Source organism: Xenorhabdus sp. PB61.4 (assembly GCF_963894935.1).
GTDB lineage: Bacteria > Pseudomonadota > Gammaproteobacteria > Enterobacterales > Enterobacteriaceae > Xenorhabdus > Xenorhabdus stockiae.
Genome location: NZ_CAWQJR010000037.1, coordinates 1 through 9,999 on the forward strand (window position 1 = coordinate 1; position 9,999 = coordinate 9,999).

General features: G+C 38.8%; 9 protein-coding genes. 1 reads left to right on the forward strand and 8 read right to left on the reverse strand.

Annotation, left to right across the window (positions count from 1 at the left end):
* The first annotated feature begins 425 nt into the window (after window positions 1–425).
* Window positions 426–1,793, forward strand: coding sequence for an L-cystine transporter (locus AACX68_RS03315; protein WP_228860579.1), 1,368 nt, complete (start codon window positions 426–428; stop codon window positions 1,791–1,793).
* Window positions 1,794–1,894: 101 nt separating this feature from the next.
* Here AACX68_RS03315 and htpX read toward each other — a convergent pair whose 3' ends face one another.
* From htpX to ftnA, 8 genes are all read right to left on the reverse strand, one after another.
* Window positions 1,895–2,779: a protease HtpX gene (gene htpX / locus AACX68_RS03320; RefSeq protein WP_099108199.1), complete on the reverse strand. Its 885-nt coding sequence runs from the start codon at window positions 2,777–2,779 to the stop codon at window positions 1,895–1,897.
* 313 nt (window positions 2,780–3,092) lie between these two features.
* Window positions 3,093–5,192, reverse strand: coding sequence for a carboxy terminal-processing peptidase (prc, locus tag AACX68_RS03325; protein WP_228860580.1), 2,100 nt, complete (start codon window positions 5,190–5,192; stop codon window positions 3,093–3,095).
* Between the two features lie 19 nt (window positions 5,193–5,211).
* Window positions 5,212–5,925: an RNA chaperone ProQ gene (gene proQ, locus AACX68_RS03330; protein WP_228860581.1), complete on the reverse strand. Its 714-nt coding sequence runs from the start codon at window positions 5,923–5,925 to the stop codon at window positions 5,212–5,214.
* Window positions 5,926–6,020: 95 nt separating this feature from the next.
* Entirely contained in the window at window positions 6,021–6,518 is a 498-nt protein-coding gene (locus AACX68_RS03335; RefSeq protein WP_228860582.1) for a GAF domain-containing protein, read from the reverse strand.
* Between the two features lie 622 nt (window positions 6,519–7,140).
* Entirely contained in the window at window positions 7,141–7,503 is a 363-nt protein-coding gene (locus AACX68_RS03340; RefSeq protein WP_228860583.1) for a YebY family protein, read from the reverse strand.
* Window positions 7,504–7,726: 223 nt separating this feature from the next.
* Window positions 7,727–8,686 carry a copper homeostasis membrane protein CopD gene (gene copD, locus AACX68_RS03345; RefSeq protein ID WP_228860584.1) on the reverse strand — a complete coding sequence of 320 codons (960 nt, stop codon included), beginning with the start codon at window positions 8,684–8,686 and terminating at the stop codon, window positions 7,727–7,729.
* A complete protein-coding gene (copC, locus tag AACX68_RS03350; protein WP_228860585.1) occupies window positions 8,686–9,072 on the reverse strand; it encodes a copper homeostasis periplasmic binding protein CopC in 387 nt (128 codons plus the stop codon). Before copC ends, copD begins: the two co-directional genes overlap by 1 nt.
* A 224-nt stretch (window positions 9,073–9,296) precedes the next feature.
* Window positions 9,297–9,809 (reverse strand): non-heme ferritin, encoded by a 513-nt coding sequence (gene ftnA / locus AACX68_RS03355; protein ID WP_099108206.1) that lies wholly within the window; start codon window positions 9,807–9,809, stop codon window positions 9,297–9,299.
* Between the last annotated feature and the right edge of the window lie 190 nt (window positions 9,810–9,999).

Below are 9,999 nucleotides of genomic sequence, written 5' to 3' on the forward strand. Positions count from 1 at the left end.
TTTATTTTTAATCAAAAAATGGTCCTATTTTGATAATAGGGCCAATCAAAAACATAAATATTATTTCTTTAATTTTATTTATTAATTTCACCATCTGGTATCTAACTTCTGAGTTACAGCTTACGATTGTTGATAAATAAACTTATATATTAATCAGATAACTCAAATGACTTCATATTCTCTGAGGCGGCCACATTCACATGTTGGCTAACATTGAACGAAAGCAAAACAAATCCCATAAATACATATAACTAATAGTGCTATCTAGTGACAAATAATTATATTATATTCTCTAAAATTATAAGAAAGCTAATACTTATATTGATACCATAATTCTTTAATAAAATAATGGTAAAACTTTTTGCTATAACTCGAAGTGAATACATACCATACAAGAATATTAGTCAGAATATTGGAGACTAGGGATGAATTTACCACTCATTATCAATGTGCTGGTTTTTACAGCACTACTCGTTATATTAGCAAAAACGAGTTCAGATCAATGGAGTCTATCCAAAAAAGTTCTTATTGCCTTAGTTGTTGGTGTCTTTTTTGGATTAGCATTAAATGTTATTTATGGTGCACATAACCCGATCGTGAAAGAATCAATTAAATGGTTCAACATCGTTGGCAATGGTTATGTGCAATTATTACAAATGGTCATTATGCCATTAGTCTTTGCTTCTATACTCAGTGCAGTTGCACGTCTGCATAAAGCATCTTCCTTAGGTAAGATCAGCTTGCTGACTATTGGTACTTTACTGTTTACCACAGCGATTTCTGCTTTAATTAGTGTTGTTATCGCCAATATGTTTGGATTGACCGCTGCTGGATTAGTTCAGGGGACACAAGAGACTGCTCGTCTGTCAGCAATTGAGACAAACTATATTAATCGGGTTTCAGACCTGAGTGTACCGCAACTAATCCTCTCTTTTATTCCTAAAAATCCATTTGCAGATCTTACCGGAGCAAATCCGACCTCAATTATCAGCGTCGTCATTTTTGCAACATTTTTGGGAATTGCAGCTCTGCAAATGCTGAAAGATGACCATGAACGCGGTGAACGTGCTCTTATCGCAATTGATACTATGCAAGCATGGGCAATGAAACTAGTCAGGCTGGTTATGCGCCTTACCCCATATGGAGTAATGGCATTAATGACCAAAGTAGTTGCCAGTTCTAATATTCATGATATTGCCCAATTAGGTAACTTTGTTGTTGCTTCTTACATTGCTATAGGTCTAATGTTTGTTGTACACGGTATTCTTTTAGCTATAACAGGCATCAACCCACTAAAATTCTTGAAAAAGGCAGGCCCTACTCTGACATTTGCTTTTACCAGCCGCTCAAGTGCTGCAAGTATTCCGTTAAATGTAGAAACGCAAACACGTCGTATTGGTGTTCCTGAGTCTATAGCCAGCTTTTCCGCCTCATTCGGTGCGACTATCGGCCAAAACGGTTGTGCAGGAATTTATCCTGCTATGTTAGCGGCTATGATCGCTCCAACAGTTGGTATTGATCCTTTTGACCCTCTATGGATTGCAACTCTGGTGGGGATTGTGACTATCAGTTCTGCCGGTGTGGCTGGTGTTGGTGGTGGTGCTACGTTTGCTGCACTTATTGTTCTGCCAGCAATGGGATTGCCTGTCACTTTGGTCGCTTTATTAATCTCTGTTGAACCACTGATTGACATGGGGCGTACTGCTCTAAATGTTAACGGAGCCATGACTGCCGGTACAATTACCAGTCAGTTAATGGGTAAAACTGATAAAAAGCTATTTGACCAGGATTAAATAATCTAATGGTAAAAAAGCCGGGATTTATCATAAATCCCGGCTTTTTTCATTTAACTGTTTAGATTCTCATCTTTTAAATAGATGCAAGCCAAGCAGTATTACTTAATATATTCGCCGCTACGCAACGCTTCAATACGTTTATCCAATGGTGGGTGAGATAAGAATAACTCACTAAAACTCTTCGATTTACCATTGATACAAAATGCCATCATGCTGCCTTCTTCCTGAGGCTCATAGCTTGTTTTGAGGCGCTGTAATGCAGCAATCATTTTCTCACGCCCGACAAGTTTTGCTGACCCCGCATCTGCGTGAAATTCACGATAACGAGAGAACCACATGGTAATAATACTTGCCAGAATACCAAAGACAATTTCCAAAACCATGGAAAGGATCATATAAACAATAGGGTTGCCATTACTACTGCTTTCGCTCTCATCGTCACTGCTGGACAAGAAACTTGCAGCTGCTTGTGCAATGATACGTGAAATGAAAATAACGAATGTATTTACAATTCCTTGTAACAACGTCATTGTTACCATGTCACCATTAGCGATGTGGCTAACCTCATGAGCAATAACAGCTTCAGCTTCATCACGGCTCATATTATTCAGCAAGCCTGTACTAACAGCCACTAAAGATGCATTACGGCGTGCTCCTGTAGCGAATGCATTAATATCCGGTGCATCATAGATAGCAACTTGTGGCATAGTGATACCGACTTGATCGGACTGACGGCGAACAGTTTCCATCAGCCAGAATTCCATTTCGTTAGACGGTTTTTCAATAACCTGCCCACCAACAGAACGTAATGCCATCCATTTTGACATTAACAAAGAAATAAATGCACCACCAAAACCAAATAAACCAGCCATAATCATAAGGCCGGCAACACTACTTCTCTGTACTCCCGTAAGTGAAAGTATTATCCCAAACACAACCATAACGGCAAGGTTGGTGAGTAGGAACAGGGCAATTCTCATCATATAAATTTGCTTCCTTCAATAATCAAACAGTTCAACTAAAAGTAAATCATAAGATGGGGACTAAGACCATATTATTCAATTTCTTTAAGGTGTTAAGCGATAGAATCAACGTAACTTTACAATTTTACATATAGCAGAACCAACATAATATGACATAGCATCTGAATTAAAATGACAAGGTATCACTGCTTATGATGTATTTAAACTGCGTCAAGTTATGCTGATTTAGCTATAAGATCCAGCTAATAATACAAAAGTAAAAAAACCGACTATAAAGTCGGCTTTTTATGCATTGTGATATCCAAAACCACTACTATTTATTCTGAGTTATTTCAACTGGCTGGTGAGCTAAATCCAGAGCAATTTGTACTGACTCGTCTAAGTAAGGGTCTGGCCCTTTATAATCTTTTGCTAAGTCATCAAGTGACACAAGTGGTTTTTTGCCTTCTCGTTTGAAGCGCTCATTGATACGATTTAGTTTAATCGCTTCATACTCTTTATTTTCTTTCTCTCGCTCTGCATAGTTTAATGAATAAACACCATTGCGAGCTTTTAGTACCTTATAATAGGCGATATCCTGGTCAATATATTTAAATTCAGGATCATTAGCGATACGCTGGCGATGCAGTTTAGTTAATGATGGCACTAACTCTGAAATATTCTTTGAAGAAGAATAAATTGCTGGCTGAATACTATCCCAAGGTAAAGCATTATCTTCCTTACTTTCACCTATATCAGTAGGCTCTGCCCCTGTTGGCATAATAATATCAGGTGTCACACCTTTAAGCTGAGTACTACCACCATTTATCCGATAAAACTTCTGAATGGTATATTGCACTGAACCAATTGCCGGCCAGTCAGGACTGAGCATTTGATCATAGATGCGATTCAGAGAACGATATTGTTGAACTGTCCCTTTGCCAAAAGTCGGCTCACCAACAATTAACCCACGACCGTAATCCTGCATAGCAGCCGCAAAAATTTCAGATGCAGAAGCACTTAAATTATCAACTAAAACAACCAAAGGACCTTTATAATATATCGCTTCATCAGTATCTGAATCTTCTTTAATCCGCCCTGTATTATCTCGGATTTGTACAACAGGACCAGTTGTGATGAATAAACCAGAAAGTGAAACAGCTTCTGTCAGCGCACCACCTCCATTACCACGCAAATCAATAACAATGGCCGAAACATTTTGCTTCGTTAGTTTTTGCAGTTGTACTTTTACATCATTAGTCAAGCCAACATAAAAACTGGGAATATCAAGAACCCCAACTTTTTCTTTACCAACAGTTTTAACTGACATTTTAACAGCGTTGTCTTCAAGGCGAATATTTTCACGAGTTAACGTAATAATATGATTTTTTGCCCCTTTTGCACTTGGGATAATTTCAAGGCGGACTTTACTGCCTTTTGGTCCCTTGATCAGAGCAACAACATCTTCCAAGCGCCAGCCAACAACATCTACAATCGGTTTACCCGCCTGCCCTACCCCAATAATTTTATCTCCGACTTTGAGCAAATTACTTTTGGCTGCCGGGCCCCCTGCTACAAGTGAGCGGATGGTTACATATTCATCATCATATTGTAAAACAGCACCGATCCCTTCAAGGGAAAGGCTCATCTCGGAATTAAACTGCTCTGTATTACGAGGTGAAAGGTAGCTGGTATGAGGATCTATTTCTCGAGCAAAAGCCATCATTATTATTTGGAAAACATCTTCACTTTTACTCTGAGTCAAATGTTTCAGCAAAGTCCTATAGCGTTTTGTCAGCGTTTCCTTAATCTCTTTGTCATTTTTCCCTGACAGTTTAAGATTTATCCAGTCTGACTTAATCTTTGCATCCCAAAGATTATTTAATTCTTCAACACTTGTAGGCCACGGTGCTTTATCACGTTCAGTCTCTAGCTTATCATTTCCATCTAAGCGGATAGGCTGCTCTAACCTGGAAAGAGCATATTGATAGCGTTCAAAACGACGTTTTTGCTGTAAGTTAAATAACGCATACGGAAGGTGTAAATCACCATTCTCAATCTCTTTACCCAAAAGCCCTTTTTGTGTGGCAAACTGTGCGATATCTGATGCCAAAAAAATATTATGCCCGTAATCGAGCATATTTAAGTAACGATCAAAAATCTTGCCTGAGAAATCGGCATCAAGATTGAAATGGCGGTAGTGAGAACTGAGAAAACGGGAAACAACCCGTTTACTTACTGTCGCATGTTGTGGTTCCGGTTTTAGATCGGGTAACTGATTTATAGTAACAGTAAGCTGATTATTCCCAACTGTTGTTCCGGCAACAGGTACAGAAGTATTACTACGAGCAGCACCATCATTGACAGTATCTGCATACACTGTACCAAAAAATGATAGCCCTAAAACGAAAGCCAAAGTAATGAGTTTGTTCATGCCCAAGTTGGCCTCCGTATCAGAACTTTAAGTGTTCTGCGCGTACAATCATTGCCAGACCAGTAGGTAACTGCACTCTTACACCATCTTTCGCAATTTCCAGCACAGAAGCATCCATTAGGCTTTTCCCTACATTCACTTTGATCGTCTGCCCGACTTTCAAAGAGGATACATCTGTAACTGAGGTTAACTCAGGTTGTGCAATTTTTTTGCTAGTTTTATCTGCTGGTTTACGCGATTGCTGCGGACGCTCTTGCGAACGAGCTGGACGTTTTTCATCCTTTTTACCTGCTTCCGGACGGCGACGAGGCGCAGCCTTTTTATTCACAGGACGTTCGCTTTTCTTGTCAGATACGTTTTCTGTTTCACGTTTTTTGGCACGTTGCTCAGCCCGTTGAGCCTGTACACGAGCTTTAGCTTCCGCTAACTGCTGGCGCGCATGTTCAATATGTTCAGCTTCCAGCTCACCACATGCATTACCGTCAAGGTCAACACGTTGAGCACCTTCTTTTACACCATAAAGGTAACGCCAACTGGAAGTATACAAGCGCAGAGCAGAACGGAGTTGTGTTTTACTTAAACACTCTTCGCCCTGAATACGTTCAACGATATCCTGAAAGATCCCGATTTTCAAAGGACGTGCTTCACCTTCTGCGGCGAAACATAACGGGAAACGATCAGCCAAAAAAGCAATGACTTCTTTACTACTGTTCAACTTAGGTTGATTTTCCATGAAATTTCCTGATTACAACGGTTTTGCCAACCAGCGCAGGCATGAACAGGCGACATTATAATGGTGTTGCCGATAAATGCCACGTCATACATAAGTTAAGTTACATTCTGTTGCAGATATTTTGGCACAACACATTGCCCCAAATGCTCACAAAGCCTGCTAACAAGGGCTTTCAAGCCATGTTCATCGTATTCATCGAACCGGTCAAAAACCGTGCTATCGATATCGAGAACGCCAATAACTTGCCCATTAATTTCCAAAGGAAGGACAATTTCAGCATTACTATTAGCATCACAGGCTATATGACCGGGAAAAGCATGTACATCAGAAATCCGCTGAATACTATTCTTTTCTGCAGCGGTTCCGCATACCCCTTTCCCTATAGGAATACGAACACAAGCAATTTTGCCCTGAAATGGCCCTAAAACTAGGGTATCACCATCTACCAAGTAAAAGCCAACCCAATTAACATTATCCAAATGTTCATATAACAATGAACTTGTATTTGCAAGAGACGCGATCAGGTTATACTCGCCTGATAATAATGCCATCAAGCTATCTGATAAATTCTCATAGAGTTTATACTTATCCATATACACCTATACAAAGTAGTCAAGCACAACAAATGAACAACAATAAATTAACGAACAGGGATTCTTATTAAAGATATCAGTCACTCCGATAAATTTTCTACTACCCCTTGTATTCGCTGCCCCAGCTTAAAGCCTGAAGCACAGAATTAGAATTTTCTTTCGGGAATTTTACCAGTATTCACTTTTAAAATTCAGTTAGTTATCACAGCTTATATTATAAAACCACCTGATTTGCAGTCCAAACCGTGTTCCTGCTCAAATTATTTTCCAATATCCTCTTTACCGACGAATGGTTGTTTATTGCAATTTTTTTGCGTTTATTTGTCACTACATTATTGCCATTCAATGTCTACTGAACAAATTATACAAATTAGGAAAAATATGATCCTGTGAAAAAAGAGTAAAATTATTCACTAATTATGGTAAGCATAATAAAAAAAGGCCGAGCTCATTCCTCTACTCGGCCTAGGGAAAATGGCTCTGTTAGAGAGCCGTGCGCTAAAATGCCATTGAGACGTAGAACAACTTACCTCTTAAAGAGTAGTTGACACATGATAATTTACCAATTTTGATTAATTCATTAGCACATTAATTGACATTTCATTCATATTAACAATAAAAATCACTTATCTTTTTTGTCACCTAATTTATAATCACATAAAGACATAGCTGCCTTCTGAAATGGTTCAATGCTCATTTTTTGATTATTATGTTCAGGATCATCCAGAAGTATTGTACTAAGCGGTGTTGCAATCACCTGATTGGCTTGCACAAGTTCTTCTGCTCGTTCATTAAGTGGATATTGCATAAGCGTACTGGGGTTGATCACGAACAATGCACCTCCTGAACGGCAATCAAGCATAACCTCTTCACGGGTGAAAGCCCATTGCTTACCGAACTGTAATTTACTTACAGTTTGTATTGGAGCGGCTATCCCCTGAAAAGTAAAAAACAAAAAAGATAAAACACAAAATACTCGTTTCATTGTTATTCCCCAGATAAATACACACCCCGAATTCTAACGTCCTTTTCCCTGTTTATATAGCTAAAGACTACACTCATTACCATAACCAATACACTTAACTGCACTACACCATACTCGCAGGGAAATGGCAGCGCAGAAACTCTGCGCTTATACGTTTCATACGAAATACAGTTGAAAAATGGCTAAGCCGACCAAAATGGAATATGCCTCATGTAAATAAGGATCACACAGGAGGTTCTGTTGCAAAAATAGCAACACATAGCAAGGCAGCTGTTCCCAGAATGATTTCCAGCCAACTGTTGATCATTAGCAATTCATAGCGCCCTTTTTGCTTTAATTTAGGTACTAGGATATAACGATTGATTAAGGCTAAGATAACCATAATTGTGACCAATATTATTTTTAGCCATAACATTGATTGGTATTCGGAGATCGGGACATCAAAAACCGGCCAGCCCGGAATTAAAATGACGCTACTTGCAACGCCTGTGGCTATCACCAAAAAAACGGCCAAATGCCCATAATTAGAAAATCGTCTCATCGCAGCAACACTTTCATCATAAAGACGATTCTGTATGCCACCACTCCCCACCTTATCAGGAGTTGGATTCAAGCCGGCACTACCTTTCAGACGTAAAAATTGCAAGCACAGCAAAAACGGCCATAATCCACCAAACCAATAGCCTGCACTGAGTAAGTGGACAACCTGATTTAGTTGAAGCAGTTGACCAAGTTCCCCTTCATACATAGTGGCATGCCCAATGAAGGCATGGCTTGAAAGCAAAACAACAGAGCAGCCTAATAATAAAAAGTGCTTTACTTGTGAACTACCGGCATTAGTACGTAAAAAAAGTATCCCCACCACAGCAAGTGTTGCAACCAACAATTGCCACTGCCATACCTTGCCAAAAGCGGTCCCTAATACGGCCTGCCATATTTCAGGTTGGTAAGCATCGTGCCAGCCATCTCCCATCAGCCCGGCCTGTACAATAAACCAGACGATTGAAGTAATAAAAGCCAGAGCAGTACTAATCCCTAAAGCAGACTTCAGCCGTTTTCTAATCAATACTGAAAAGTGGCCTGATGCAAGTAAAGTAATGAACAGACTAAGCCCGAACATTAGCATTACAACCACAAAGTGGAAAAAACGGCAGAGTACGTATAATGCCTCGAGTGAAATCATTATCTTACTGTAAAGTTATAGACACCTTTTGTTTTATGACCATCGACTGACAACACACTCCAGTCAACGCGATATTCTCCAGCAGACAGTTTGGCTTCAACCGGCAGAATCAACTTGGTTTTAGTTTCCGGATCAAGCTCCAGTTTTCCTGTTTTAATTTCTTGTTTTTCCGGACCAATTAATTTTACTTTGCTGAATCCGAGTTCAATGCGTTCTGAAAAACTCAGGGTTATAGCTTGTGGTGCAGCTTCAACCGTTGTATTTTCAGCCGGAGTTTGATCTTTTAAATGGGCATGTGCTAAAGCCTGTTGGCAGGATATACCAACAAACAAAACAACCAAGGCAGATAACTTAGTCCAGAATGAACGAATGCTAAAAATAGTCATAAATATATAACCCTTTAATATAAAGACGAATTTTATAATTGAGAGGATTCTATATCAAAAGATAAGTTTAATCTGTGGTAAAAGACCGGACCTGTGAAGCACCACGCAAAAACAATAGTGGAAAATAAAACGAAAAAACCGTGAACCCTGCTTGACATAGTCAAAAAACAGAAGTCACGGTCTAAAAATTCATCAGCTACAGACTAATTTATTATAAACTCTTCTCAGGCGTGGGCTGCATGTGCAGGAACAGATAATCCTTTCAAGTCCTTATCCAGTAAGAATAAAGATTTACCACTTTCACCTACCATACCCAGTTTATCCAGAATAGATTTGAATAATTTCTCTTCTTCATGCTGCTCAGAAACATACCACTGTAAGAAGTTAAAAGTAGAATAATCCTGAGTTGTCATCGCCAAGTGAGCCAATTTATTAATCTCTTCAGTAATCAACTTTTCATGCTCATAGGTTTGATTGAATACATCAGAAATGGAACTGAATTCAACAGGTGGAGCCTGAATCGCACCCAGTACAGGCATTGCTCCCGTATCACCCAGATAATCAAATAAGCGTTGCATATGCTGCATTTCTTCCTGTGAATGGGCTCTCAGAAATGCTGCCGCTCCTTCGTACCCTTTATCGCTACACCATGCACTCATTTGCAGATATAAATTAGCAGAATAAAATTCCAGATTTAATTGCTCATTTAATTTCGTGATCATTTCTTGTTTCAACATTAGCCCAATCTCCTGATGATTAATTAACTGGAGCATATTATGCCTATTAAAAACCAATAAAACAAAAATAAATTAAAAATAAATAAGCCATTGAAAATAAATAATTTATATTTATTCTTTAACAAGAATAAATCTCATTAAATATAAGGAAATAATAATCAGTTTTATTTGATTAAATACTTATTAAAAC